Annotated in this window: 21 protein-coding genes; 14 read left to right on the top strand and 7 right to left on the bottom strand. The window is 67.1% G+C overall.

Annotated features, from left to right (window positions below; all coding sequences use genetic code 11):
- Positions 1-2 precede the first annotated feature (2 nt).
- From ntrB to ACYAF3_RS08950, 3 genes are all read right to left on the bottom strand, one after another.
- Positions 3-1079, bottom strand: coding sequence for a two-component system sensor histidine kinase NtrB (gene ntrB, locus ACYAF3_RS08960; protein WP_116349796.1), 1077 nt, complete (start codon positions 1077-1079; stop codon positions 3-5).
- A gap of 270 nt (positions 1080-1349) precedes the next feature.
- Positions 1350-1922, bottom strand: coding sequence for a DUF4124 domain-containing protein (locus ACYAF3_RS08955; protein ID WP_003096027.1), 573 nt, complete (start codon positions 1920-1922; stop codon positions 1350-1352).
- Positions 1919-2440 (bottom strand): DUF4124 domain-containing protein, encoded by a 522-nt coding sequence (locus ACYAF3_RS08950; RefSeq protein ID WP_003104660.1) that lies wholly within the window; start codon positions 2438-2440, stop codon positions 1919-1921. Before ACYAF3_RS08950 ends, ACYAF3_RS08955 begins: the two co-directional genes overlap by 4 nt.
- A 287-nt stretch (positions 2441-2727) precedes the next feature.
- Here ACYAF3_RS08950 and ACYAF3_RS08945 point away from each other — a divergent pair, with 287 nt between their 5' ends.
- A complete protein-coding gene (locus tag ACYAF3_RS08945; protein WP_003111156.1) occupies positions 2728-4935 on the top strand; it encodes a mechanosensitive ion channel family protein in 2208 nt (735 codons plus the stop codon).
- On the opposite strand, the gene ACYAF3_RS08940 is transcribed toward ACYAF3_RS08945, so the two are convergent.
- Entirely contained in the window at positions 4932-5336 is a 405-nt protein-coding gene (locus tag ACYAF3_RS08940) for a hypothetical protein (protein WP_003114473.1), read from the bottom strand. The genes ACYAF3_RS08945 and ACYAF3_RS08940 overlap by 4 nt on opposite strands.
- Before the next feature lie 147 nt (positions 5337-5483).
- Positions 5484-6893 (bottom strand): glutamate--ammonia ligase, encoded by a 1410-nt coding sequence (gene glnA / locus ACYAF3_RS08935; protein WP_003096016.1) that lies wholly within the window; start codon positions 6891-6893, stop codon positions 5484-5486.
- 336 nt (positions 6894-7229) lie between these two features.
- Between glnA and thiI the strand changes: the two genes are divergently transcribed.
- Positions 7230-8684 carry a tRNA uracil 4-sulfurtransferase ThiI gene (gene thiI / locus ACYAF3_RS08930; RefSeq protein ID WP_003096011.1) on the top strand — a complete coding sequence of 485 codons (1455 nt, stop codon included), beginning with the start codon at positions 7230-7232 and terminating at the stop codon, positions 8682-8684.
- Between the two features lie 216 nt (positions 8685-8900).
- Complete coding sequence (typA, locus tag ACYAF3_RS08925) at positions 8901-10718, top strand: translational GTPase TypA (RefSeq protein ID WP_003096009.1); 1818 nt, start codon at positions 8901-8903, stop codon at positions 10716-10718.
- An 83-nt stretch (positions 10719-10801) separates the two neighbouring features.
- On the opposite strand, the gene ACYAF3_RS08920 is transcribed toward typA, so the two are convergent.
- On the bottom strand, positions 10802-11227 hold the full coding sequence (locus ACYAF3_RS08920; RefSeq protein WP_003114472.1) for a helix-turn-helix domain-containing protein: 426 nt from the start codon (positions 11225-11227) through the stop codon (positions 10802-10804).
- Between the two features lie 83 nt (positions 11228-11310).
- On the opposite strand from ACYAF3_RS08920, the gene ACYAF3_RS08915 reads away from it, so the two are divergent.
- The 9 genes from ACYAF3_RS08915 to ACYAF3_RS08875 all read left to right on the top strand — a co-directional run bounded on the left by ACYAF3_RS08915 (position 11311) and on the right by ACYAF3_RS08875 (position 22419).
- Positions 11311-11895 carry an SAM-dependent methyltransferase gene (locus ACYAF3_RS08915; RefSeq protein ID WP_003110179.1) on the top strand — a complete coding sequence of 195 codons (585 nt, stop codon included), beginning with the start codon at positions 11311-11313 and terminating at the stop codon, positions 11893-11895.
- A gap of 138 nt (positions 11896-12033) precedes the next feature.
- Entirely contained in the window at positions 12034-15639 is a 3606-nt protein-coding gene (locus tag ACYAF3_RS08910; RefSeq protein WP_003114470.1) for a DUF2339 domain-containing protein, read from the top strand.
- On the top strand, positions 15636-17030 hold the full coding sequence (locus ACYAF3_RS08905) for a DUF3999 domain-containing protein (RefSeq protein ID WP_034076967.1): 1395 nt from the start codon (positions 15636-15638) through the stop codon (positions 17028-17030). The genes ACYAF3_RS08910 and ACYAF3_RS08905 overlap by 4 nt, the downstream gene beginning before the upstream one ends.
- Positions 17031-17138: 108 nt before the next feature.
- Positions 17139-19079: an esterase EstA gene (gene estA / locus ACYAF3_RS08900; protein WP_003115524.1), complete on the top strand. Its 1941-nt coding sequence runs from the start codon at positions 17139-17141 to the stop codon at positions 19077-19079.
- Between the two features lie 156 nt (positions 19080-19235).
- Positions 19236-19766 carry a lactoylglutathione lyase gene (gene gloA, locus ACYAF3_RS08895; RefSeq protein WP_003101793.1) on the top strand — a complete coding sequence of 177 codons (531 nt, stop codon included), beginning with the start codon at positions 19236-19238 and terminating at the stop codon, positions 19764-19766.
- A 139-nt stretch (positions 19767-19905) separates the two neighbouring features.
- On the top strand, positions 19906-20916 hold the full coding sequence (locus tag ACYAF3_RS08890; RefSeq protein WP_003095990.1) for a class 1 fructose-bisphosphatase: 1011 nt from the start codon (positions 19906-19908) through the stop codon (positions 20914-20916).
- A gap of 4 nt (positions 20917-20920) precedes the next feature.
- On the top strand, positions 20921-21523 hold the full coding sequence (locus ACYAF3_RS08885; RefSeq protein WP_003101790.1) for a DUF924 family protein: 603 nt from the start codon (positions 20921-20923) through the stop codon (positions 21521-21523).
- A gap of 72 nt (positions 21524-21595) precedes the next feature.
- A complete protein-coding gene (gene bamE, locus ACYAF3_RS08880) occupies positions 21596-21853 on the top strand; it encodes an outer membrane protein assembly factor BamE domain-containing protein (protein ID WP_003095983.1) in 258 nt (85 codons plus the stop codon).
- The gene (locus ACYAF3_RS08875; protein WP_003095980.1) at positions 21850-22419 is read left to right on the top strand and encodes a lipocalin family protein; all 570 of its coding nucleotides are present in this window, start codon (positions 21850-21852) and stop codon (positions 22417-22419) included. Before bamE ends, ACYAF3_RS08875 begins: the two co-directional genes overlap by 4 nt.
- Positions 22420-22561: 142 nt before the next feature.
- On the opposite strand, the gene ACYAF3_RS08870 is transcribed toward ACYAF3_RS08875, so the two are convergent.
- Positions 22562-23923 carry a formimidoylglutamate deiminase gene (locus tag ACYAF3_RS08870; RefSeq protein WP_003146440.1) on the bottom strand — a complete coding sequence of 454 codons (1362 nt, stop codon included), beginning with the start codon at positions 23921-23923 and terminating at the stop codon, positions 22562-22564.
- Positions 23924-24023: 100 nt separating this feature from the next.
- Here ACYAF3_RS08870 and hutC point away from each other — a divergent pair, with 100 nt between their 5' ends.
- Together hutC and ACYAF3_RS08860 are read left to right on the top strand one after the other, a co-directional pair.
- On the top strand, positions 24024-24776 hold the full coding sequence (hutC, locus tag ACYAF3_RS08865; protein ID WP_003095970.1) for a histidine utilization repressor: 753 nt from the start codon (positions 24024-24026) through the stop codon (positions 24774-24776).
- The gene (locus ACYAF3_RS08860; protein ID WP_003121232.1) at positions 24773-25363 is read left to right on the top strand and encodes a HutD/Ves family protein; all 591 of its coding nucleotides are present in this window, start codon (positions 24773-24775) and stop codon (positions 25361-25363) included. Before hutC ends, ACYAF3_RS08860 begins: the two co-directional genes overlap by 4 nt.
- The last annotated feature ends 58 nt before the right edge of the window (positions 25364-25421 follow it).

Raw genomic sequence — 25421 nt, 5'->3', positions numbered from 1 at the left:
GGTCAATGCACTCCTTGTTCCAGGGGCAGGAACAGACTGAACACGGTATGGCCGGAGTGGCTCTCGCATTCAATCAGCCCCTGGTGCTGGCTGATGATGTTCTGGGCGATGGCCAGGCCGAGTCCGGTACCGTCCGGACGGCCGCTGACCATGGGGTAGAAGATGGTTTCCTGGAGCTCGGCCGGAATGCCCGGGCCGTTGTCGATGATCTCCACCTTGCACACCAGGCGGTGACGCGTGTGGCCGATGGTGAACTGGCGCAGGGTACGGCTGCGCAGGGTGATGCGACCGAGGCGCAGGTCGTTCTGCCCGGCGATCGCCTGCATGGCGTTGCGTACCATGTTGAGCACGGCCTGGATCATTTGCTCGCGGTCGAGCAGCAGGTCGGGGATGCTCGGGTCGTAGTCGCGGACCAGGGTGATGCTGCCCTGGCTCTCCGCTTCCACCAGGCTGCTGACCCGCTCCAGCACTTCATGGATGTTGGTCGGCGCCAGGTTCGGCAGTTTGTTCGAGCCGAGCATGCGGTCCACCAGGTTCCGCAACCGGTCGGCTTCTTCGATGATGACGTTGGTGTAGTCCTTCAGCGACTCTTCCGGCAGCTCGCGGGATAGTAGTTGCGCTGCGCCGCGGATGCCGCCGAGCGGGTTCTTGATCTCGTGGGCGAGCCCGCGCACCAGCAGCTTGGTGGTCTCCTGTTTGGACAGCTGTGCTTCTTCGCGGGTGATCCGCATCAGCCGGTCGCGCGGATGGACCTCGAGCAGCAGCAGCGTCTCGTTGCGGTTGAGGATGGGCGTCACCGCATAGTCGACCGTGATGCTGACGCCGGTGATAGAGGTCAGGGTCGCTTCGCGCTTGGTGAACGGATGCGCCTGTTCCACCGCCTGGCGCAGCGAGTTCAAGGCTTCCGGCGATTCGGTGAACAGCTCGCTGATGAATTGCCCGTGGCTGCGCTGGCCGCTCACGGCCAGGAGCATCTCCGCTGCCGGGTTCATGTACTCCAGGCGCAGTTCGCCGTTGAGCAGGATCACCGCGGTGGTCAGGTTGTCGAGCAACAGTCGGTGCAGGGTATCGGTCGGCATGGCGGGCAGCTGTTCCAAGGTTGGGCAGGAAAATGCAAAAAGCAAACCAGGCGCCGAAAAGGCGCGTTTTTTCTGCCGAGGCGCTGGCTAGAGGTGCGCCGGGAAGGTTTTCGGCGACGAGCGGTGACCCGAAATGGGGACAGTATAGAAAGTGGTGCGGGTAATCGCACCAATCTGGTGCATTGACGTGGCCGGCGGCGTTTTCGCCAGGAGAGTCGGGAAAAAAACCGGAAAATCCCGCCCACGGCGGAGTGGGCAGGGGAAGTTCGGCTAGCGCTCGCTCGGCTGTACCGCGCTGACCAGCGGCGTATCGACCTCCGGCAGGGGTTGCCCGGCGATGCTCACTCGATGCAGGTGGAAGGGCTGGCTCGGGGTGCTTTCGACGGTCATGCCGTCGCCATCGATGATTTCCACTGCGACCTGGTGGGTGCCGCGATCGAGGTTCTTCAACGGGAACACCGGGCTGCGTCCCGGCGCTCCGGCAGGCTTGCCGTCGAGCAGCAGGCGATAGCGATGGCCGGGCAGCAGCGCCGGCTCGCTGGTGACGGTGACGATGACGTCGCCGCTGTTGGCGCGCAGGGTTGCGTCCGGTTCGGGGAAGAGGATGCGCAGTAGCTGGTAGGCCGGCGGCTTCACCTCCAGCGGCGCGGCGGGCGGACGATAGCGTATGCCCGGCGGCGCCACGCTGTTGCCCGGCGCCAGTTCGACGCGTTGGGCCTTGCGCCCGCTGGGCGGCTGGTCGGTGTAGACGCGGTTGCCCTCGGCGTCGATGTAGGTGTAGACCCCCGCTTGCGCGGCGCAGGCCAGGCACAGCAGGAGGGCGCCGAGAATGCGCGGGATCATCGCTTCTTCCCGAGGTGCACGCGCTGCACGGTGAAGGTCACCGGCGGGCTGGATTGCAGCACCCGTTCGCCGTTGAGTACCTGTACCGCGAGGCTGTGGTCGCCGCGGTCGATCTCGTGCAGGGTGAAGCGGGTGCCGCTGCTGGGCGTGCCGTAGGGTTTGCCGTCCAGCACCAGTTGCAACTGGTGGCCGCTGTGCAGGGCCGGGCGGATGCTGACGCTGACGTTGAAGGTGCCGTTGTTGGCGCGCAGCGCCTCTTCCGTGGGGAGGTCGCTGAGGGCAAGGATCTCGTAGGCGGCGGCCTCGCTATCGGCGGCCGGGGCATTGCCCGCGGAGGACTTTTCCGGCGTGTCGATTCCTACGGTATTGGTCGGCTGCAGTTCGACGGTCTGCGCCTGCACCCCGTCTGGCGGCTGGTTGGTGAATACCTTGTTGCCGTTGGCGTCGGTGTATTGGTAGATCTGCGCCATGGCCGGCAGGGCGGCGGCCAGGAGCAGGCAGCTGGTGATCAGGCGCATGGACGGTCTCCGGGTGAACCTGCCAAGCGTTGCACCGCATCGGCGCGCTGGCAAGCCGTGCATTGTGCGGCATGCGGGTATTCGAAGGTGTGCGCTGGGGCACGTTGGCGGTCGCTGTGCCCCGCCGCGCGGCTGCGTTCGTCTCAGCCGGCACTGGCGGGGCGAACCCTCGTTGCGCCAGAGTGTCTGTGCTTGCGCCGCCGGCCGGCGGCCCCGTTCGAAACGGCGGGTGTCCGGCTTGTATGATGCGGCTGTTTCGGTTTCTCACCTTGGGGACTGCCTTTCTCGTGCCGATCATCGCCCGCTTCACCCTTCGCTCCCGCGTCCTGGCGGCCCTGCTGCTGTGCCTCTGCGCCGCTCTGTTCTACTCGCCGCCGGGCGCCGCGGCGCTGCCGAACCCGTTGGCGGGGAGTTCCTCCGGTGGCGAGAAGGTCAGCGATGCGCAGTTGGAACAATCGCTGAACCAGGTCATCCAGACCCTGGAGAACGACAGGCAGCGCGCCGACCTGCTGAAAAAGCTGAAACAGCTGCGCGACGTGACCAAGAAAGGCAAGGAAAGCGAGGGTGGGGTGCTGGGGCTGATCGGCGATACCCTGACCAGCCTGGAAAAGCAGTTCCAGGGCGCGAACAGCCCGGTTGCGTTATGGGGCAACCAGTTCCAGCTGGCGCGTGCCGAACTCGAGGAGCGCTTTCCCAGCTGGCGCGACCTGCCGGCGATGGTCTTCGATTTTTCGGTGGTGATCCTCCTCTGGGCCTGCCTGGCCAGCGCGCTGCTCTGGCTCAGCCGGCGCATGCGCGAGCGCTTCGGCCTGTCGGCGGAGTTGCCGCAGCATCCGAAGACCCGCGACCTGCTGCTGTTTTCCCTGCGCAAGCTGGGCCCCTGGCTGGTGGCCTTCCTCATCACCCTGTACCTGTCGGTGGTGCTGCCGGACTCCCTGAGCAAGACCCTGGCGATGGTCATGGCCTATGTGCTGGTCTGCGGCACGCTGTTCTCCGCGCTGTGCGTGATTTCCCTCTCGCTGCTCAGCGGCCCGCACCGCCAGCGCGCCCTGGATATCCTGCGGCGCCAGGCGTTCCGCCCGTTGTGGCTGATCGGCAGCCTCGCCGCGCTGGGCGAGGTCGCCCACGATCCGCGGCTGATCGCCGGCCTCGGCGAGCACACCTCGATCTGCCTGAGTACCCTGGCCAACGCCAGCGCCGCGCTGTTCACCGCCTTGTTCGTGATGCGTTTCCGCCGGCCGATCGCCCACCTGATCCGCAACCAGCCGCTGGAGCGCCGCCTCAAGCGCCGTAGCCTGCACGACCTGGTGCAACTGGTCGGCTCGCTGTGGTTCGTGCCGGTGCTGGTGCTGGTGGGGATTTCCCTGTTCGCCACCTTCGTTTCCGCCGGCGACAGCAGTTCGGCGTTGCGCCGGGCGCTGGTCTGCGCGGTGCTGGCGGTGGTGGCGATGACCGTGATCGGGCTGATCCGCCGCCGTTCCAGTCGGGTCGGCGCCGGCCCGCGCCGCAGCGCGCCGTACATCGAGCAGTTGCAGAGCTTCGGCTACACCCTGCTGCACATCTTCGTGGTGCTGTTCTTCATCGAGGTCGCCTTGCGCGTCTGGGGCATGTCGCTGATTCGCTATGCGGAAGGCGAGGGCGAGCAGATCAGCATGAAGGTAGTCAGCTTCGGCACCACCCTGCTGGTCGCCTGGCTGATCTGGATCCTCACCGATACCGCGATCCAGCACAGCCTCGGCCTGGGCGGCAAGAGCCGGCCGAACACCCGCGCGCTGACCATGCTGCCGCTGATCCGCAACGTGCTGTTCGCCACCATCGCGGTGATCGCCCTGATCGTCGCCCTGGCCAACATGGGCATGAACGTCACCCCGCTGCTGGCCGGTGCCGGCGTGATCGGCCTGGCCATCGGCTTCGGTGCGCAGTCGCTGGTGGCGGACCTGATCACCGGCCTGTTCATCATCATCGAGGACTCGCTGTCGATCGACGACTACGTCGACGTCGGCGGCCACCTTGGCACGGTCGAGGGCCTGACTATCCGTACCGTGCGCCTGCGCGACCTGGACGGCGTGGTGCATACCATCCCGTTCAGCGAGATCAAGAGCATCAAGAACTACTCGCGCCAGTTCGGCTACGCGATGTTCCGCTGGCCGGTGCCGGCGAGCATGCCGATCGACGACGCGGTGGCGCTGGTGCGCGAGGTCGCGATGGAGCTGCGCAGCGACCCGGCGGTCTACCGCAACCTGTGGTCGCCGATGGAATTGCAGGGCGTGGAGAGTTTCGACAACGGCCAGGCGATCCTGCGCTTCCGCTTCAAGACCGCGCCGATCAAGCAGTGGGAGGTCCAGCGGGCGTTCAACCTGCGCCTGCGTCGGCGCCTCGACCAGGCCGGCCTCGAACTGTCCATGCCGCGTCTCAACGTACAGTTGAGCCGGGCGCCCAAGGCGAAATCCGCGGAACCGGACGAGCAGGGCACGCCGGCGGACGGCGGCATCTAGCGCGACAGGATGACCCGGCAGATGCGGCGCATGTCGCGGTCGTCGATGCCGTCGCACTGCCACGGCGCACGCGATACCACGGCCCGGCACTGGCGGCGCATGTCGCGGCTGTCGATGTCGTCGCAGCGCTTGCGGTCGCCGCGGACGATGGCGCGGCACTGGCGGCGCGTGTCGCCGTCGCGGATGTCGTCGCAGTCGTAGCGCTGTCCCGGCGCCAGCAGCGCGCCGCAGTAACGCCGCATGTCGCGGCTGTCGATGTCGCCGCAATCCCCGCTGTCGCCGCGTTCCAGTGCGTTGCACATGCGCCGCAGGTCGCGGTCGTGGATATCGCGGCATTCGGTGCCGGCCTGGGCGGGCAGGCTGAGGATGGCGGCAAGCAGGAGCCAGAGAGAGTGACGCATGGACGGTCCTTATCCTTGGGGCGGGGAGCGCGGCAAGTCTAACCGAACGGCGCGGCGAACTTTGCGTTTCTCCATGGGCCGGCCCATAAAAAAGGCCTCCCGAAGGAGGCCTCAAGAGGGTGACTCGTTGTTATAGGAAAGGGTGGATCAGACGCTGTAGTACAGGTCGTATTCCAGCGGGTGCACGAAGGTGCGCACCTTGATCTCTTCTTCGCTCTTCAGCTCGATGTAGGCATCGATGAACTCGTCGGTGAACACGCCGCCCTTGGTCAGGAACGCGCGGCCCTTGTCGAGTTCTTCCAGCGCCTCTTTCAGGCTGCCGCAAACCTGCGGGATTTCCTTCGCCTCTTCCGGCGGCAGGTCGTACAGGTTCTTGTCGGCGGCATCGCCGGGGTGGATCTTGTTCTGGATGCCGTCCAGGCCGGCCATCAGCAGCGCGGCGAAGGCCAGGTAGGGGTTGGCTGCCGGGTCCGGGAAGCGCGCTTCGATACGGCGGGCCTTCGGGCTGGATACGTAGGGGATACGGATCGAGGCGGAACGGTTGCGCGCCGAGTAGGCCAGCATCACCGGAGCTTCGAAGCCCGGGACCAGGCGCTTGTAGGAGTTGGTCGAGGGGTTGGTGAAGCCGTTCAGGGCCTTGCCGTGCTTGATGATGCCGCCGATGAAGTACAGGGCGGTCTCGGACAGGCCGGCATAGCCTTCGCCGGCGAAGGTGTTCTTGCCGTCCTTGGAGATCGACATGTGCACGTGCATGCCCGAACCGTTGTCGCCGTACAGCGGCTTCGGCATGAAGGTCACGGTCTTGCCGTAGGCGTCGGCGACGTTGTGCACGCAGTACTTCAGGGTCTGCACTTCGTCGGCCTTGGCGACCAGGGTGTTGAACTTCACGCCGATCTCGTTCTGGCCGGCGGTTGCCACTTCGTGGTGGTGGACTTCGACCACCAGGCCCATTTCTTCCAGGGCGTTGCACATGGCGGTGCGGATTTCATGGTCGTGGTCGACCGGCGGTACCGGGAAGTAGCCGCCCTTCACGCCCGGGCGATGGCCCTTGTTGCCGGACTCGATGTCGGCGTCGGTGTTCCAGGAAGCCTGCTCGGAGAAGATCTTGAACATCGAGCCGGAGATGTCGGACTTGAACTTCACTTCGTCGAAGATGAAGAACTCCGGCTCCGGGCCGACGAACACGGTGTCGCCGATGCCGGTGGACTTCAGGTACTCCTCGGCGCGCTTGGCGATGTTGCGCGGGTCGCGCTCGTAGCCTTGCATGGTGCTCGGCTCGATGATGTCGCAGACCAGGATCAGGGTCGGCTCTTCGGTGAACGGATCGAGGACGGCGGTGCTGTCGTCCGGCATCAGGATCATGTCGGAGGCTTCGATGCCTTTCCAGCCGGCGATGGAGGAGCCGTCGAACATCTTGCCGGCTTCGAAGAACTCATCGTCCAGCGCGTCGCGAGCCGGCATGGTGACGTGTTGCTGCTTGCCCTTGGTATCGGTGAAGCGCAGGTCTACCCACTTCACGTCATGGTCTTTGATCAGTTGGTGCGACTTGTACGACATGCTGTCCTCCAGGAGGGATTAGAGCTGGGAGCTTTTTCTGTGCCCCAGTATCGGGTGATGCCGGCCGGAATACTCCGCCAGGGCAACCTGCCTCACAAGTGAGCAAGTTGCGTGCCAGTGCCCGGAATCGGGCAGGGCCCCATGTTTGGCGGGGCCAGGTCTTCTTCAGGGTAGCTGGGCGGCCTTCGGGTGCACCGTTATGGTGCTCCATGTTGGTGCATCATTCCATTTTGGTGCAGCAAAAATAACTGTGCATATTTCTGCTCAATACGTGAGCAATTTCAGATATAATTCCGCCCCTTTTTTTCCGTCGCCCCGCGCGTTCGCGTCCCTCGCATGAAACTCATCGTCAAGACCTTCCAGGAAATCACCATCAAGAGCCGGCCGGTGCGCAAGCGCTTCATCCGGCAGTTGGCGAAGAACATCCGCGCGGTGCTGCGCGACCTGGACCCGGAGCTGAAGGTCGAGGGCGAGTGGGACAACCTGGAGGTAGAGACCGCCGTGGTCGACGCCAAGGCCAGGCGCGAGATGATCGAGCGCCTGACCTGCACCCCGGGCATCGGTCATTTCCTCGAGGTCCACGAGTATCCGCTGGGCGATTTCGACGACATCCTCGCCAAGTGCAAGGCGCATTTCGGCGACCAGTTGGCCGGCAAGACCTTCGCCGTGCGCTGCAAGCGCGCCGGCAAGCACGCGTTCACCTCGATGGAGGTGGAACGTTACGTCGGCAGCGGCCTGCGCCGCGAATGCGGGGCTGCCGGGATCGACCTGAAGCAGCCGGAAGTCGAGGTGCGGATGGAAATCCGCCTCGACCGCCTGTTCGTCATCCATCGCCAGCATCCGGGCCTGGGCGGCTATCCGCTGGGCGCGCTGGAACAGGTGCTGGTGCTGATGTCCGGCGGCTTCGACTCGACCGTGGCGGCCTACCAGATGATGCGCCGCGGGATGATCAGCCACTTCGTGTTCTTCAACCTCGGCGGGCGCGCCCACGAACTGGGGGTGATGGAAGTCGCCCACTACCTGTGGGAGAAGTACGGCCGCTCGCAGCGCGTGCTGTTCGTCAGCGTGCCGTTCGAGGAAGTGGTCGGCGAGATCCTCACCAAGGTCGACGACAGCTATATGGGCGTGACCCTCAAGCGCATGATGCTGCGCGCCGCCAGCCGCGTGGCCGAGCGCCTGGAGCTGGACGCGCTGGTGACCGGCGAGGCGATCTCCCAGGTGTCCAGCCAGACCCTGCCGAACCTCTCGGTGATCGACCGGGTTACCGACACCCTGGTGCTGCGCCCGCTGATCGTCAGCCACAAGCAGGACATCATCGACACCGCCCGGCAGATCGGCACCGCCGAGTTCGCCCGGCACATGCCGGAATACTGCGGGGTGATCTCGGTGAACCCGACCACCCAGGCCAAGCCCTACCGCGTCGAGCACGAAGAGTCGAAATTCGACATGGCGGTGCTCGAGCGCGCCCTGGAGCGAGCCACCCAGCGCACCGTCGACCGGGTGATCGACGAACTCGGCCAGGACCTGCAGGTGGAAGAGGTCGGCGAGGTGCTGCCCGGTCAGATTGTCATCGATATCCGCCATCCTGATGCCCAGGAAGACGAACCCCTGGCCCTGGAAGGCGTCGAAGTCCAGGCGCTGCCGTTCTACGCGATCAACAGCCGCTTCAAGGAACTGGACGCCAACCGCCAGTACCTCCTGTATTGCGACAAAGGGGTGATGAGCCGCCTGCATGCCCATCACCTGCTCAACGAGGGGCACACCAATGTGCGTGTTTATCGTCCGGCTTAAGCAGCCGGGCTTGTTCGGCGGCAGCATCCGCCACCGTCCTCCCGACACGTCCGCCGCCTAGGCCGATGCCCGCCCTTCGGCGTGCCGGCCGGACCGGGGCAGCGTCCTCCTGCTGCCCGCCCCTTAATTGAAGAAGCCTGTCGTGTCGGGCGCCGCCCTGTCCGACCCCACCACCGCCGCGAAGCCGCGCTTCGGGCGTTAAACGAGACAAGACTTGTGATCGAAAATCTGCGCAACATCGCCATCATCGCCCACGTCGACCATGGCAAGACCACCCTGGTGGACAAGCTGCTGAAGCTGTCCGGCACCCTCGACCGCAAAGAAGCGGAAAGCGAGCGGGTGATGGACTCCAACGACCAGGAAAAAGAGCGTGGCATCACCATCCTGGCGAAGAACACCGCGATCAAGTGGAACGGCTACAACATCAACATCGTCGACACCCCCGGTCACGCCGACTTCGGCGGCGAGGTGGAGCGCGTGATGTCGATGGTCGACTCCGTGCTGCTGGTGGTCGACGCCCAGGACGGCCCCATGCCGCAGACCCGCTTCGTGACCCAGAAGGCCTTCAAGGCCGGCCTGCGTCCGATCGTGGTGGTGAACAAGATCGACCGCCCGGGCGCGCGTCCGGACTGGGTCATCGACCAGATCTTCGACCTGTTCGACAACCTCGGCGCCACCGACGAGCAACTCGACTTCCCGATCGTCTACGCCAGCGCCCTGAACGGCATCGCCGGTCTCGACCACGAGAAGATGGACGACAACATGGACGCGCTGTTCCAGGCGATCATCGACCACGTCCCGGCTCCGGTGGTGGACACCGAGGGTCCGTTCCAGATGCAGATCTCGCAGCTGGACTACAACAGCTTCCTCGGCGTGATCGGTATCGGCCGCATCACCCGCGGCAAGGTCAAGTCCAACACCCCGGTGGTGGCCATCAGCGACGACGGCAGCAAGCGCAACGGCCGCATCCTGAAGATCATGGGCCACCACGGCCTACAGCGCGTCGAGGTGGCCGAGGCGGAAGCCGGCGACATCGTCTGCGTCAGCGGCATGGAGGAGCTGTTCATCTCCGATACCCTGTGCGACCCGCAGAACGTCGAGGCGCTGCCGCCGCTGACCGTCGACCAGCCGACCGTGAGCATGACCTTCCAGGTCAACGATTCGCCGTTCGCCGGCCGCGAAGGCAAGTTCGTCACCAGCCGCAACATCAAGGAGCGCCTGGAGAAGGAACTGCTGCATAACGTGGCGCTGCGCGTCGAGCCGGGCGACAGCCCGGAGAAGTTCAAGGTTTCCGGCCGTGGCGAACTGCACCTGTCGGTACTGATCGAGACCATGCGCCGCGAAGGCTTCGAGCTGGCCGTGGGCCGCCCGGAAGTGGTGATCATCGAGAAGGACGGCGAGAAGCAGGAGCCCTACGAGAACGTCACCATCGACATCGAGGAGCAGCACCAGGGCTCGGTGATGGAGCAGATGGGCCTGCGCAAGGGCGACCTGAGCAACATGATTCCCGACGGCAAGGGCCGCGTGCGCCTGGAGTACACCATTCCGGCGCGCGGCCTGATCGGCTTCCGCAACAACTTCCTGACCCTGACCTCGGGCACCGGCATCCTGACCTCGACCTTCAGCCACTACGGTCCGATCAAGGCCGGCGAAGTCAGCAACCGCCAGAACGGCGTACTGGTCTCCATGGCCACCGGCACCGCCCTGACCTACTCGCTGGAGACCCTGCAGAGCCGCGGCAAGCTGTTCCTCGGCCCGGGCGACGAAATCTACGAAGGCCAGTTGGCCGGCATCAACAGCCGTGACAACGACCTGGTGATCAACCCGACCAAGGGCAAGAAGCTCGACAACATGCGCGCTTCCGGCAAGGACGAAGTCATCGCCCTGGTTCCGCCGATCCGCTTCACCCTCGAGCAGGCGCTGGAGTTCATCGCCGACGACGAGCTGGTGGAAGTGACGCCGAAGTCGATCCGCCTGCGCAAGAAGATGCTCAACGAGAACGACCGCAAGCGCTACGAGCGCAGCAAGGTCTAAACCGTTGCCGTACCGGCGCGCCGCAACGGCGTGCCTCGCGGCCGGCAGGCAGGGCAGGGGTGCCCGGCCTGCCGGCCGTTTTGCTATGCGCCGGGCGCTTTCCGGCGTGGCTTGATGGCCCCCGCGGCAGCGGCCCGCAGCAAGCGGCGGAACGTCGGGCAGTCCATGTGCTCGCGCGCCGGACAGGCCGCGGCATGCCGCAGGCCGTCGCGCATGGCGGCGAGGCGGCGGATCGTCCGGTCCAGTTCGTCGGCCTTGGCCGCCAGCGCCGCGCGGTCGATCCGCAGCGCGCCGTCGGCTGCGCCCATGCCGGCAATCTCGTCCAGCGACAACCCGGCGGCGCGGCCCAGCCCGATCAGCGCCAGCCGCTCCAGCACGCCTGCATCGAACAGCCGGCGCAGGCCGTGCCGGCCGCTGGAGGCGATCAGTCCCTTTTCCTCGTAGTAGCGCAGGGTCGAGGCCGGTACCCCGGATCGTCGCGCGACCTCGCCTATGTCCAGTTGCCGCATGCCCTTGACCTCAAGTCGACTTGAAGTGGAAGACTAGCGTTTCGGCACCTGGGCCGTGACGAAATACAGACGAGGTGAACCTCATGTGGGACGAACGCTATGCCGCCGAAGAGTATGTCTACGGAACCGAACCCAACGCTTTCCTGAAGGAGCATGCGCAGCGGCTGGCCGGGCCGGTGCTGAGCGTCGCCGAGGGCGAGGGGCGCAACGCGGTGTTCCTCGCTTCGCTGGGGCTGGAGGTGCTTGGCGTGGACGGCTCCGCCGTCGGCCTGGCCAAGGCGCGCCGGCTGGCCGAGGCGAAAGGCGTGTCGATCGACACCCTGGTGGTCGACCTGGCGGACTACGAACCGCCGGCAGCGGCGTTCGGCGCGGTGGTGTCGATCTTCGCGCACCTGCCCAGTCGCGTGCGCGGCAGACTCAACCGCCTGCTGGAGCGTTCGCTGCGACCGGGCGGTCTCTTCCTGCTGGAGGCCTATCGGCCGGAACAACTCGGCCGCGGCACCGGCGGCCCGGCGGACGTCGACATGCTGGTGAGCCGTGCGGCGCTGGAGGCTGAGCTGCCGGAGTGCGAAGTGCTGCTGGCGCGGGAAATCGAGCGCGAGGTGGTCGAGGGCCGTTTCCACACCGGCGCGGCCTGCGTGGTCCAGTTCATCGCCAGGAAGAGGTAGCTCGCCACGGGGCGGGCGTCGGAATGCGTCGAATCTCTGGAATGCGGGCTGTATACTCCCGGCGCGGGTTCCGCTCTGGCAGGATGGCCAGGGCAGGTATCAGTGGATCGTGGTACCTCTTGATCAAGGATTCGACGCATGCAATGGATTTTCATGCTGGTGGGCCTGATCCTCGGCGGCTTCGCCGGGGAATCGCTGGTCGGCGCCCTCCTCGGCGGCCTTTCCGGCCTGGCCCTGGGACAGGCCGTCTCGCTGCAGAACCTGGCGCAACAGAACGAGCGCCTGCGCAAGCAGATGAGCGAATTCGCCGAACGCTTCGAGCGCGGCACCGAGGTCATCCACCAGCGCTTGCTGCGCGTGGAGCGCCAGGCGCAGGACCTTCCCGAAAGCGTTCCCGAGCCGGCCGCCGGCATCGACCAGCCGCTCGCAGACACGCCTCCCGCTCCTCCCGCCGAGGTTGCCCCGCCGCTGGACTGGGACATCGAGCTACCGGCCGTCGAGGCTGCGCCGCCTCCGCCTCGTCCCCCCGAACCCGTCCAGCCCATCGAGCGTCAGCCGGCGTTCCAGCCTGACGCCCAGCCAGCGCCGCGCCGTGCCGCCCCTCCAGCGCCTCCACGCGAACCCTCGCTGGTCGAGCGTGGCTTCGCCGCGGCCAAGGGCTGGCTGTTCGGCGGCAACACGGTATTGCGCATCGGCGTGGTGCTGCTGTTCATCGGCCTGGCCTTCCTCCTGCGCTATGCCTCGGAACGGGTGGCGGTGCCGGTGGAGTACCGCTACGCCGGGGTGGCGCTGGCAGCGATGGCGCTGCTCGGCGTCGGCTGGTGGTTGCGCGAGCGGCGCGCCGCCTATGGCCTGATCCTGCAAGGCACCGGTATCGCGGTGCTGTACCTGACCATCTTCGCCGCCATGCGCCTGCATCCGCTGATCTCTCCCGGCGCGGCGCTGGCCCTGCTGGTGGTGGTGACGATCTGCTCGGCGATCCTCGCCGTGCTGCAGAACGCCATGGGCCTGGCGGTGGTGGCGGCGCTCGGCGGCTTCGCCGCGCCGATCCTGACCTCCACCGGCAGCGGCAACCATGTAGCGCTGTTCAGCTACTTCGCCCTGCTCAACGCCGGCATCTTCGCCATCGCCTGGTTCCGCGCCTGGCGGCCGCTCAACCTGGTCGGCTTCGTCGGCACCTTCGGCATCGGCTTCGCCTGGGGACTGCGCTCCTATACACCGGAGCTGTTCGCCAGCACCGAGCCGTTCCTGGCCCTGTTCTTCCTGATGTACGTCGGGATCGGCCTGCTCTTCGCCCGCCGCAAGCTGCTGGAGGCCGCGCAGGCGCCTGCCGAGCGCGGCGAACTGCTGCGCTGGTCGGCGCGACAGGCCGACTACATCGACGCCACCGTGCTGTTCGGCCCGCCACTGGTGGGGTTCGGCCTGCAATGCGCGGTGATCGGCCACATCGACTTCGGCATGGCCTTCAGCGCCCTGGCCCTGGGCCTCTTCTACATGGTCCTGGCGCGGGTGCTGCGCGGCCATGCTTCGGCCGGACGCACCAGCCTGCTGGTGGAAATCTGCCTGGCGCTGGGGGTGGTCTTCGGCACCCTGGCCATTCCGCTCGGCCTGGACGCGCGCTGGACCTCGGCCGCCTGGGCCGTCGAGGGCGCCGGCATCTACTGGCTCGGCCTGCACCAGCAACGCCGCCTGGCGCGGCTCTTCGCCCTGCTGTTGCAGGGCGGTGCGGCGTTGGCCTACCTGAATGGCGTGCGCCCGGGTGAGACGACGTTGCTGGAGGGTTCGCCACTGGGCGCGCTGATGCTCGGTGCAGCGGCGCTGTTCAGCTTCTGGCAGCTGCGTCGCGCGCCGGCGAAAGCGCTGGCCGACTGGGAGCCCGCCTGCCGGCCGTTGCTGGCGGCCGCCGGCCTGGCCTTCCTCTACCTGGTCGCACCGCTCTGCCTGGCCGTCGACGGCACCGCCATCGCCTGGGCCGTGGCCGGCCTGGCGAGCTTGTTCGCCGGCTTGCGCCTGGGCTCGCGTACCTTCCTGTTCTGCGCCTTCGCCGTGCAACTGCTGGGCGGTGCGCTGTTCCTCCTGCATTTGCAGGGCGGCGATGGCCAGGGTGGGGTATTCGACTCGGGCTGGCGTGGCTTGATGACCGCCTCGCTGATTGGCCTGGCGCTGATCGGCGGCATGCTGCTGGCGGCGCGCGACCCGCTGGTGAAGGACGACAGTCGGCTGCTCATGGGCTTGAGCCTGGTGCTGCTGGCCGGTCTGGCGTTCGTCAACCTGGCAGTGCTGTTCGTCCTGCCTTGGCGCAGCGCCAGCGCGGTATGGGCCGGTAGCGGGCTGCTGATCATCTGGCTGAGCCTGGTGCTGCGCCAGCGCCTGAGCTTCTACTTCGGCCTCGCCTTGCAGGTAGTGGGCGGCCTGGCGTTCCTCCTCGCCGGGCCGTCGCTGTTCGGCTCGCTGAGCGGCGAAGGCCTGCGGCCCCTGGCCCATTCCGGGTTCTGGACGCCGGCAGTGCTGGCCCTGGCGGCGCTGGTCGGCGCCTGGCGGCTGCGCCGCGCCGGCGAGCGCGAGCGGGCGCTGGGTATCGGTACCCTCGGCCTGGCCGAGCTGTCGCACTTGCTGCTGCTCTGGGGAGCCGGCTGGTGGGCGCTGACCGCGCTGTGCGAAACCGTCCGCTTCGTGCCTTATGGCCTGCGCGAGCATGCGTTGCTGCTGGTGGCCGCGGCGACAGTGGCGTCGTGGATGCTGCTGGCGCTGCGCGAGCGCTGGCGCGAACTGGCCCTGCTGTGCCTGGCGCTGGTCCCGGTGGCGCTGTTGGCCCTGGCCAGTGCCTGGCGTTTCGATTACCAGCCGTTCGGCGAATTCGGCTGGCTGGCCTGGCCGCTGCTGTTCGCCACGCACCTGCTGTCGCTGCGACGCCTTGCCCCGTTGCTGCCGGCGAAGGCCCTGAGCGTTGCCCATGTGCTCGGTTGCTGGCTGTTGCTAGGGGTGCTGGCGCTGGAGCTGCGCTACCTGTTCGCCCTGCTCGCCGAACAGTACAACGCCTGGCGTTGGCTGGGCTGGGCGTTGGTCCCGAGCGCCTACCTGCTGCTGGTGGCTGGCGGGCGGAGCCTGCCCTGGCCGCTGCGCGACTTCCCGCGGGAGTATCGGCTGCTCGCCGCTGCGCCGGTGGCGCTGTTGCTGCTCGGCTGGTTCTGGAGCGCCAACCTGCTCAGCGACGGCGCTGCCGAGCCGCTGCCTTACCTGCCGCTGGCCAACCCGCTGGAACTGGGGCTGCTGATCGTGCTGTTCGCCCTCTACCGCTGGAGCGACGCCAGCCTGGCCTCGCTCGTCGATGGCAATGCCAGCGCGCGCCTGGGGCGCCAGGCGTTGGCCGGCGCCTCGCTGTTCGCCCTGCTGACCCTGGCGGTGTGCCGCGCCGCGCACCACCTGGCCGGCGTACCGTTCCAGGCCGAGGCGCTGACCGCGTCGATGCTGGTGCAGGCGGGGCTGTCGCTGGTCTGGACGCTCTGTGCGCTGGGCCTGACCATCGCCGGTACCCGTCTCGGCCGGCGCGACCTGTGGATGGTCGGCGCGGCGCTGGTCGGCGTCGTGGTGGTCAAGCTGTTCTTCGTCGAGCTGGGCAACAGTGGCAGCCTGGAGCGAATCATCTCCTTCATCGGGGTCGGCGTCCTGTTGCTGGTCGTCGGCTACTTCTCACCCTTGCCTCCGCGTCGCGCCGAGGTCGCATCGGAGGCCGAGCAGCCATGACGCGCTCCTTTTCGTTCAGAACCGCCGGCCTGCTCCTGCTGGGCGCCTGCCTGTCCCTGCCGCTGTCGGCGAAGGAGTCTGCCGAAGGTTTCAGCCGCCAGGTGGCGCTGTCGCTGCAGGGCGAAGGTCCCTGGTATCGCCTGAGCATCCCGATGAGCGTGCAGTTGTCGGCTGCCCATGCCGACCTGCGCGACCTGCGGGTCTTCGATGCCGAAGGCGAGGCCTTGCCCTACGCCCTGGTGGCCGGCAGCGAGCGCCAGGCCAGCACGCCGCATGAGGCCGAGGTGCGGCTGTTCCCGTTGCGAGGCACGTCCGCCGCCGACGCGACGCAACCGAACCTGCGGGTGCAGCGCAACACCAGCGGCACCATAGTCGAGGTGCTGCCGGAAAACGCCGGGCCGGCTGCCGAGACTTTGCGCGGCTGGCTGATCGACGCGAGCGCGGTGACGTTTCCCCTGGAGCGCCTGCGGCTGGACTGGAGCAGCCCGGAGGAGGGCTTCCAGCGCTTCTCCGTGGAAGCCAGCGACGACCTCGAGCATTGGCAGGCCTGGGGTGACGGACAGATCGCCCGCTTGACCTTCAACGGCGAACGCATCGACGTCAGCGAGGTCAAGCTTCCCGGCCGCCAGGCCCGCTACCTGCGTCTGGCCTGGCCGGCCGGGGCAACCGCGGCAGACCTCCATGGCGCCCGCCTGCAAGGCAGCACGCGGAGCACCGAGCCGGCGCCGATGATCTGGTCCGAGCCGCTGGCCGGGCGCCAGGCGGGGGACGGCGAGTACCGCTGGCAGTTGCCGCTGGCGTTGCCGTTGCAGCGGGTGCGGGTGTCCCTGGAGCAGGCGCTGACCCACACCATCGTCCCGGTGGAACTATCCGGCCGTGATCGTACGGAGAACGCTTCGCCGCGCCGGGAGGCCGCCTGGAGCAGCCTGGCACGCGGGGTTCTCTACCGGCTGCCGATCGACGGCCGCAACGTACGGCAGAACGAGCTGGAACTGCCGGGCTGGGCGGTGCGCGAGCTGCGTCTGCAGGTGGACCAACGAGGTACCGGCCTGGGCCCGGAGGTCCCGTCCCTGAGTGTCGGCTTGCCGGCCAGCGAACTGGTGTTCCTGGTGCGCGGCAGCCCGCCGTACCGGCTGGCGTTCGGCAAGCCCGGCGCGCAGTCGGCGGCGCTGCCGCTCGGCGTACTGATTCCCGGCTATACCGAGAGCAAGCGCGCCACCCTGGGTAGCGCCAGCCTGGGCGAACCGCTGGAGGTGGCCATGGCGGCCGCGGCGCCGGCACCGGGTAGCGACTGGAAGAAGATCGGCCTGTGGGCGGTACTTCTGCTGGGGGTCGCTCTGCTGGTAATAATGGCAATGAGCCTGCTGCGTTCCTCGCCGAACAAGCCATGAGCCGGTTCCGCGCTATGCTGTTCGGCTGAGGAGGCTTTACGACGGGCCCCGGGGCGCATGCCGACGACGCGGCGGCCCGACAATAAAAACAAATCACGGAGTAAGAGAATGATCAGAATGGCGCTCAAGCCACTGGTAGCGGCCTGCCTGCTGGCTTCGCTGTCCACCGCCCCGCAGGCTGCTCCTTCGCCCTATTCGACGCTGGTGGTGTTCGGCGACAGCCTCAGCGATGCCGGGCAGTTCCCCGATCCTGCCGGCCCCGCCGGAAGCACCTCGCGTTTCACCAACCGGGTCGGCCCGACCTACCAGAACGGCAGCGGCGAGATCTTCGGACCGACCGCGCCCATGCTGCTCGGCAATCAGCTCGGCATCGCCCCGGGCGACCTGGCTGCCTCGACCTCGCCGGTCAACGCCCAGCAGGGCATCGCCGACGGCAACAACTGGGCGGTGGGCGGCTACCGGACCGACCAGATCTACGACTCGATCACCGCGGCCAACGGCTCGCTGATCGAGCGCGACAATACCCTCCTGCGCAGCCGCGATGGCTACCTGGTGGACCGTGCCCGCCAGGGCCTGGGTGCCGATCCGAACGCGTTGTACTACATCACCGGCGGCGGCAACGACTTCCTCCAGGGGCGCATCCTCAACGACGTCCAGGCACAACAGGCCGCCGGTCGCCTGGTGGATAGCGTGCAGGCCCTGCAGCAGGCCGGCGCGCGCTACATCGTGGTCTGGCTGTTGCCCGACCTGGGCCTGACCCCGGCTACCTTCGGTGGTCCCTTGCAGCCTTTCGCCAGCCAACTCAGCGGCACGTTCAACGCCGAGCTGACCGCCCAGTTGAGCCAGGCCGGCGCCAACGTCATTCCGTTGAACATCCCGCTGCTGCTCAAGGAAGGCATGGCCAACCCGGCTTCCTTCGGCCTGGCCGCCGACCAGAACCTGATCGGCACCTGTTTCAGCGGCAACGGCTGCACCATGAACCCGACCTATGGGATCAACGGCAGCACGCCCGACCCGAGCAAACTGCTGTTCAATGACAGCGTGCACCCGACCATCACCGGCCAGCGCCTGATCGCCGACTACACCTATTCGCTGCTGTCGGCGCCCTGGGAGTTGACCCTGCTGCCGGAAATGGCCCACGGCACCCTGCGTGCCTACCAGGACGAACTGCGCAGCCAGTGGCAGGCGGACTGGGAGAACTGGCAGAACGTCGGCCAGTGGCGCGGCTTCGTCGGCGGCGGTGGCCAGCGCCTGGACTTCGACTCCCAGGACAGCGCCGCCAGCGGCGACGGCAATGGCTACAACCTGACCCTTGGCGGCAGCTACCGCATCGACGAGGCCTGGCGCGCCGGGGTCGCCGCCGGTTTCTACCGGCAGAAGCTGGAAGCCGGCGCCAAGGATTCCGACTACCGAATGAACAGCTACATGGCCAGCGCCTTCGTGCAGTACCAGGAAAACCGCTGGTGGGCCGACGCGGCGTTGACCGGCGGCTACCTCGACTACGACGACCTGAAGCGCAAGTTCGCCCTGGGCGGCGGCGAGCGCAGCGAGAAAGGCGACACCAACGGCCACCTGTGGGCGTTCAGCGCGCGCCTGGGCTACGACATCGCCCAGCAGGCCGACAGTCCCTGGCACCTGTCGCCGTTCGTCAGCGCCGACTATGCACGGGTCGAGGTCGACGGCTATTCCGAGAAGGGCGCCAGCGCCACCGCGCTCGACTACGACGACCAGAAGCGCAGCTCGAAGCGCCTGGGCGCCGGCCTGCAAGGCAAGTACGCGTTCGGCAGCGATACCCAGCTGTTCGCCGAGTACGCCCACGAACGCGAGTACGAGGACGACACCCAGGACCTGACCATGTCCCTCAACAGCCTGCCGGGCAATCGCTTCACCCTCGAAGGCTACACCCCGCAGGACCACCTCAACCGCGTCTCCCTCGGCTTCAGCCAGAAGCTGGCACCGGAGCTGTCGCTGCGCGGCGGCTACAACTGGCGCAAGGGCGAGGACGATACCCAGCAGAGCGTCAGCCTGGCGCTGAGCCTGGACTTCTGAGGTAGCGGCGACCGGCGCCCGGGCGGCGCCGGTCGCGTTTCTCGCCGACGGAACGAACGGCGCGCGCCGGCATCAAGAGAGTAGTACCCCGCTGTTACTCGCCGCCCGGTCGACCGCCATACACTGCCGATCCGTTTCGTTCGAGGGAATCGCCCGATGAGTTTCAACACCGAAGTACAGCCCGGCATCTGCATGGAGCCGGACGCCATCACCCAGGAATACGTGTTCAACCACACCATGTTGCGGGTCAAGGATCCGAAGCGCTCGCTCGACTTCTACTCGCGGGTGCTCGGCATGCGCCTGCTGCGTCGCCTGGATTTCGAGGAAGGCCGCTTCTCCCTGTATTTCCTCGCCATGACCCGTGGCGAAGAAGTGCCTGATGCGGTCGACGAGCGCCAGCGATATACCTTCGGGCGCCAGTCGGTCCTCGAGCTGACCCACAACTGGGGCAGCGAGAGCGACGACAGCCAGTACCACAACGGCAACCAGGACCCGCGCGGGTTCGGCCATATCTGTTTCTCGGTGCCCGACCTGGTGGCGGCCTGCGAGCGTTTCGAAACGCTCGGGGTGAACTTCGTCAAGCCGCTGGACCGAGGCATGAAGAACGTGGCCTTCATCAGCGATCCCGACGGCTACTGGGTGGAAATCGTCCAGGCCAGCCTGAACGGCGAGATGGGGCGCGGCTGACGACCGTCGATCGGTTGCGCGCCGCGGAAATGAACCGCGCCGCCGCCGCCGATCTCCAACCGGCGGTTGCGCGGAGTCAAGCGTGACCGCCAATTCCGCGTTAAACTGCGCGGGTTTTTTCCTCTCTCCGGAGCCATCCATGTCCCGCGTTACCCTGAGCCGCTATCTGATCGAGCAGACCCGCAGCCACAACACCCCGGCCGACCTGCGCTTCCTCATCGAGGTCGTGGCGCGTGCCTGCAAGGAAATCAGCCATGCGGTGTCCAAGGGCGCGCTGGGCGGCGTGCTCGGCAGCATGGGCACCGAGAACGTGCAGGGCGAGGTGCAGAAGAAGCTGGACGTGATGTCCAACGAGATCCTGCTGGAAGCCAACGAATGGGCCGGCAACCTGGCCGGCATGGCCTCCGAGGAGATGGACCACCCCTACCAGATTCCGGGGCGCTATCCGAAAGGCGCCTACCTGTTGGTCTTCGACCCGCTGGACGGCTCCAGCAACATCGACGTCAACGTCTCGGTCGGCACCATCTTCTCGGTGCTGCGCTGCCCCAACGAGTACCTGAACCAGAACGATACCCTGCGCGAGGAAGCCTTCCTCCAGCCGGGCACCACCCAGGTCGCCGCCGGCTACGCCATCTACGGCCCGCAGACCATGCTGATGCTGACCCTCGGCAATGGCGTCAAGGGCTTCACCCTGGATCGCGAGCTGGGCAGCTTCGTCCTCACCCACGACAACATCAGCGTGCCGGAAAGCACCGCCGAGTTCGCCATCAACATGTCCAACCAGCGCCACTGGGAAGCGCCGGTGAAACGCTACGTGGAAGAACTGCTGGCCGGCAAGGAAGGCCCGCTGGGCAAGAACTACAACATGCGCTGGATCGCCTCGATGGTCGCCGACGTCCACCGCATCCTGACCCGTGGCGGCGTCTTCATGTACCCGCGCGACGCCCGCGAGCCGGAGAAGCCCGGCAAGCTGCGCCTGATGTACGAAGCCAACCCGATGTCGTTCATCATCGAGCAGGCCGGCGGCGCCGCCACCAACGGCACCCAGCGCATCCTCGACATCAAGCCGGAGAACCTGCACCAGCGTGTCGCGGTGTTCCTCGGCTCGAAGCAGGAAGTCGAGCGCATCACCGGCTACCACGCGGAGTAGGCCGATGAGCGCGCCCTGGGAGACCTTGCTCGACTGGTGGTTCGGCACCTCCAGCGATGCCGCCGAGGTGGTTGCCCAGCGCAACGGCCTGTGGTTCGGCAAGAACGTCTGCCAGGACGCCGATGCCGGCGGCCGTTTCGGCGACCTGGTGAACCAGGCGCTGGACGGCGGCTTGCAGGAGTGGACGGCTGAGGCCGATGGCTGGCTGGCGCTGATCCTGTTGCTCGACCAGTTGCCGCGGATGATCTACCGCGACACGCCGCGCGCCTACGCCGGCGACGCCCGGGCGCAACGGGTGGTGCGCGAGGGCCTGGAAAAAGGCTTCGACCGCCAGTTGCCGCCGGTGCGCCGGGTGTTCGCCTACCTGGTCCTGGAGCACGCCGAGGACCTGCCCAGCCAGGAGCGGGCGGTAGCCTGCTTCCGCGACCTGCGCGATCAGGTCGGTGGCAGCGTGCGCAAGCCCTTCGACGATTTCTACGACTATGCCGAGCGGCATCATGCGGTAGTCGCCCGCTTCGGTCGCTTTCCCCATCGCAACGCCATTCTCGGCCGCCCCTCCAGCGAGGAGGAGACGGCGTTCCTCAGGGAACCCGGTTCGCGTTTCTGACTCCAAGGCTCCGGATTTCCCCCGCGTGTGCCAAGCTGTAGGGCAGCGCTTCCCCCGAACAAGGAGTTCCTCATGGCGTCGTTCCGTACCCTGGCCGTGGTCGCTTTCTGCGTCGTCCTGGCCGCCTGCAGCAAGATCAACCAGGAAAACTATTCCAAGCTCAAGGCCGGCATGAGCAAGGCCGAGGTCGAGGCGATCCTCGGCAAGCCCACCGAGTGCTCCGGCGCGCTGGGCATGTCCAGTTGCACCTGGGGCGACGAGAAGGCTTTCATCAGCGTGCAGTACGCGGCCGACAAGGCGCTGCTCTTCTCCGGCCAGGGGCTCAAGTGATCGGTCTGCCGATCCGGGTGCTCTGCACCCTGTGGCTGGGCTTGCTGCTGGTCGGTTGCGCGGGCTCGCCGAAGAATCCGCCGGCCACCGAGCAGGTCGATCTCCAGCGCTACCAGGGCACCTGGTACGAACTGGCGCGCTTGCCGATGTTCTTCCAGCGCAACTGCGCGCAATCGGAGGCGCATTACCGCTTGCAGGAAGACCAGAGCATCCAGGTGATCAATCGCTGCCTGACCCTGGATGGCGACTGGGAGCAGGTGGAGGGGCGGGCAGTCGCCCAGCAGCCGGGTCGCACCGACAAGTTGTGGGTGCGCTTCGACAACTGGTTCGCCAATCTCTTCCCCAACGTGGCGCGCGGCGACTATTGGGTGCTGGCGGTGGACGACGACTACCGTACCGCGCTGGTGGGCAATCCGAACCGTGAATACCTGTGGCTGCTGTCGCGTACCCCGCAGGTTTCGCAGCAGACCCGCGAACGTCTGCTGGAAGAAGCGCGCAGCCGCGGTTACGCGGTGGACGAGCTGATCTGGCGGGTACCCGACGGCCAGTTGAAGCGGAGCCAGTGAAGGAACGCCCCGCCGGGGCGTTTTTTCTTTCCAGCGCCGTTCACGCCTGGCGGCTGGCGTGGGAAGTATCGGCGTTTAGCGCCCGACGGCTCGAACGAGTGGGGCGGATAAGCGCAACGCGGTTGTCCGCCGCTGTGCAGGGTCAGTCGAGCAGTTCCCCCAGCACCTGGACGAATGCCCGTGCGCTGCGCTCTTCCCCTGCATGCCGGCCGTCGCGCACCACCCATCTGCCGGCCACCATCACGTCGCGCACCTGGCGGTCGCCGCCGGCGAACAGCCAGCGGTTGAGCAGGGCGTCGCCCTCGGCGCTGGCCAGGTAGGGGTCGTTGCCGTCGAGCACCAGCAGGTCGGCGCGACGGCCCACGGCGAGACTACCGATCGGCTGCCCAAGGGCCTGGGCGCCGCCAGCCAGAGCAGCGTCGTAGAGCGTGCGGCCGATCATCGGCTGGTCGTCGCGGTACAGCCGGTTGCGTTTCCGGTCGCGCAGGCGCTGGCCGTATTCCAGCCAGCGGAGTTCCTCGACCACGCTGAGCGAGACGTGGCTGTCCGAGCCGATGCCCAGGCGCCCGCCCTGGGCGAGGAAGTCCGTCGCCGGGAAGATGCCGTCGCCGAGGTTGGCCTCGGTGCTCAGGCACAGGCCGGCCACCGCGCCGCTACGCGCCATCGCCGCCACCTCGGCGGGGTCGGCGTGGGTCGCATGGACCAGGCACCAGCGCTGGTCGACCGCGACGTTCTCGTACAGCCATTGCAACGGCCGGCGTCCGCTCCAGGCCAGGCAGTCGTCGACTTCCTTCTGCTGTTCGGCGATATGGATGTGGACCGGCAGGTCGTCGTGGCCGGCGGCGAGGACCGTGGCGATCTGCTGCGGAGTCACCGCGCGCAGGGAGTGGAAGCACAGGCCCAGGGAGTGGCCTGCCGCCTCCAGCGGCGCGCGCAGGCGCTGGAGCAGTTCCAGGTAGGCCTCGCTGCCATTGATGAAGCGCCGCTGGCCCTCGCTGGCCGGCTGGCCGCCGAAGCCTGCGTGACTGTAAAGCACGGGCAGCAGGGTCAGGCCGATACCTGTGGCGCTGGCGGCGCGGGAGATGCGCAGGGAAAGTTCGGCGGGGTCGGCGTAGGAGCGGCCGTCGAGGTCGTGATGGACGTAGTGGAATTCCGCCACCGCGGTGTAGCCGGCCTTGAGCATCTCGATGTAGAGCTGGCAGGCGATGACCTCGATCTGTTCCGGCGACAGTCGAGCGACCATCCGGTACATCAGCTCGCGCCAGGTCCAGAAACTGTCGTTGGGATTGCCGGCGACTTCGGCGAGCCCGGCCATGGCGCGCTGGAACGCGTGCGAATGGAGGTTGGGCATCCCCGGCAGCACGGCGCCGCCGAGGCGTTCGGCGCCGTCGGCGTTGGCGTCGGGACGAATCTCGGCGAGGACTCCGTCCGCGGAAATCTCGAAACGGACATTTCGCGCCCAGCCTTCCGGCAGCAACGCACGTTCAGCGAAAATTGCGGACATAATCAGCTCACACGCAGTCTGTTTTATTTGTATATACATATACAGACGATTAAGCGGTGCGTAAACTCACTTCATCGACGCCTCGACAAGGAGTCTCTCCGTGACGTCCTCTTCCTCCGATCGTTCCCCGCTGGCCTCGCAACTCGGCGAGGTACCGGCGCCGCTCTACGCGCGGGTCAAGCAGATGATCGTCAGCCAGATCCAGTCGGGCGCCTGGCCGCCGCACCACCGGGTGCCGTCCGAGAGCGAACTGGTCAGCCAGCTCGGCTTCAGTCGCATGACCATCAATCGCGCCCTGCGCGAACTGACCAGCGACGGCCTGCTGGTGCGCATGCAGGGGGTAGGAACCTTCGTCGCCGAGCCCAAGGGCCAGTCGGCGCTGTTCGAGGTGCACAACATCGCCGACGAGATCGCGGCCCGCGGGCATCGCCATCGTTGCCAGGTGATCACCCTCGGCGAGGAGGTCGCCGGCCCCGAGCGCGCCCTGGCACTGGACGTGCGCGAAGGCCAGCGGGTGTTCCACTCGCTGATCGTGCACTACGAGAACGATATCCCGGTGCAGATCGAGGACCGCTACGTGAACGCCGCGGTGGCGCCGGACTACCTCAAGCAGGATTTCACCCGGCAAACGCCCTATGCCTACCTGACCCAGGTGGCGCCGCTCACCGAGGGCGAGCATGTGGTCGAGGCGATCCTCGCCGAGCCGGCCGAGTGCAAGCTGTTGCAGATCGAACGCGGCGAGCCGTGCCTGCTGATCCGCCGCCGCACATGGTCCGGGCGTGTCGCGGTGACCGCCGCGCGGCTGCTGCACCCGGGTTCCCGCCACCGTCTGGAAGGGCGTTTCAGCTCATGAGCGAACTCCGCATCCTGCGCGCCGTCGACTACCCGAGAATGCCGTGGAAGAACGGCGCCGGCTCCACCGAGGAGATCGCCCGCGACGGCGGCGACGGCCTGGACGGCTTCGGCTGGCGCCTGTCGATCGCCGATGTCGGCGAGTCCGGCGGCTTCTCCCGCTTCGCCGGTTACCAGCGGATCATCAGCGTGCTGGAGGGCGGCGGCATGCGCCTGCGGGTGGATGGCGCGGAATCCGCGCCGCTACGCGCCCGGCAGGCCTTCGCTTTTTCCGGCGACAGCGAGGTGCACTGCACCCTGCTCGATGGAGCTATCCGCGACTTCAACCTGATCTATGCGCCCCAGCGCCATCGCGCGCGCCTGCAATGGCTGCGGGTCGAGGGCGAGCTGGACTGGCACGGCACGGCGAGCACGCTGCTGCTGTTCGCCCAGCAGGACGGGGTAGCGATTTCCTTGCAAGGGCAACCTCGCGGGCAACTGGCTGCCCACGACTGCCTGTGCGCCGAGGGGCTGCAGGGCTTGCAGCATTGGCGCCTGACGGCCCACGAGCCGGCGTGGGTCTGTGCGGTGGAACTCGATTCGCTGTGATTCGCCGGCGCCGCCAGAAAAAAGCGTCTACACCGAAAGGGTAGGCGCTTTTGTCTAT

The organism is Pseudomonas sp. TZ252, from assembly GCF_056110345.1.
Note: the sequence above shows the minus strand (reverse complement) of the source record. Positions and strands in the feature narration are given on the sequence as shown.

Excerpts from the sequence above, each read along its gene's own strand:
- glnA (WP_003096016.1), bottom strand. The coding sequence starts at position 6,893 with ATGTCGTACAAGTCGCACCAACTGATCAAAGACCATGACGTGAAGTGG.
- ACYAF3_RS08910 (WP_003114470.1), top strand. The coding sequence starts at position 12,034 with ATGCAATGGATTTTCATGCTGGTGGGCCTGATCCTCGGCGGCTTCGCC.
- estA (WP_003115524.1), top strand. The coding sequence starts at position 17,139 with ATGATCAGAATGGCGCTCAAGCCACTGGTAGCGGCCTGCCTGCTGGCT.
- thiI (WP_003096011.1), top strand. The coding sequence starts at position 7,230 with ATGAAACTCATCGTCAAGACCTTCCAGGAAATCACCATCAAGAGCCGG.
- ACYAF3_RS08870 (WP_003146440.1), bottom strand. The coding sequence starts at position 23,923 with ATGTCCGCAATTTTCGCTGAACGTGCGTTGCTGCCGGAAGGCTGGGCG.
- ntrB (WP_116349796.1), bottom strand. The coding sequence starts at position 1,079 with ATGCCGACCGATACCCTGCACCGACTGTTGCTCGACAACCTGACCACC.
- ACYAF3_RS08955 (WP_003096027.1), bottom strand. The coding sequence starts at position 1,922 with ATGATCCCGCGCATTCTCGGCGCCCTCCTGCTGTGCCTGGCCTGCGCC.
- ACYAF3_RS08885 (WP_003101790.1), top strand. The coding sequence starts at position 20,921 with ATGAGCGCGCCCTGGGAGACCTTGCTCGACTGGTGGTTCGGCACCTCC.
- ACYAF3_RS08890 (WP_003095990.1), top strand. The coding sequence starts at position 19,906 with ATGTCCCGCGTTACCCTGAGCCGCTATCTGATCGAGCAGACCCGCAGC.
- ACYAF3_RS08950 (WP_003104660.1), bottom strand. The coding sequence starts at position 2,440 with ATGCGCCTGATCACCAGCTGCCTGCTCCTGGCCGCCGCCCTGCCGGCC.
- ACYAF3_RS08940 (WP_003114473.1), bottom strand. The coding sequence starts at position 5,336 with ATGCGTCACTCTCTCTGGCTCCTGCTTGCCGCCATCCTCAGCCTGCCC.
- ACYAF3_RS08905 (WP_034076967.1), top strand. The coding sequence starts at position 15,636 with ATGACGCGCTCCTTTTCGTTCAGAACCGCCGGCCTGCTCCTGCTGGGC.
- ACYAF3_RS08920 (WP_003114472.1), bottom strand. The coding sequence starts at position 11,227 with ATGCGGCAACTGGACATAGGCGAGGTCGCGCGACGATCCGGGGTACCG.
- ACYAF3_RS08915 (WP_003110179.1), top strand. The coding sequence starts at position 11,311 with ATGTGGGACGAACGCTATGCCGCCGAAGAGTATGTCTACGGAACCGAA.
- gloA (WP_003101793.1), top strand. The coding sequence starts at position 19,236 with ATGAGTTTCAACACCGAAGTACAGCCCGGCATCTGCATGGAGCCGGAC.
- ACYAF3_RS08860 (WP_003121232.1), top strand. The coding sequence starts at position 24,773 with ATGAGCGAACTCCGCATCCTGCGCGCCGTCGACTACCCGAGAATGCCG.
- bamE (WP_003095983.1), top strand. The coding sequence starts at position 21,596 with ATGGCGTCGTTCCGTACCCTGGCCGTGGTCGCTTTCTGCGTCGTCCTG.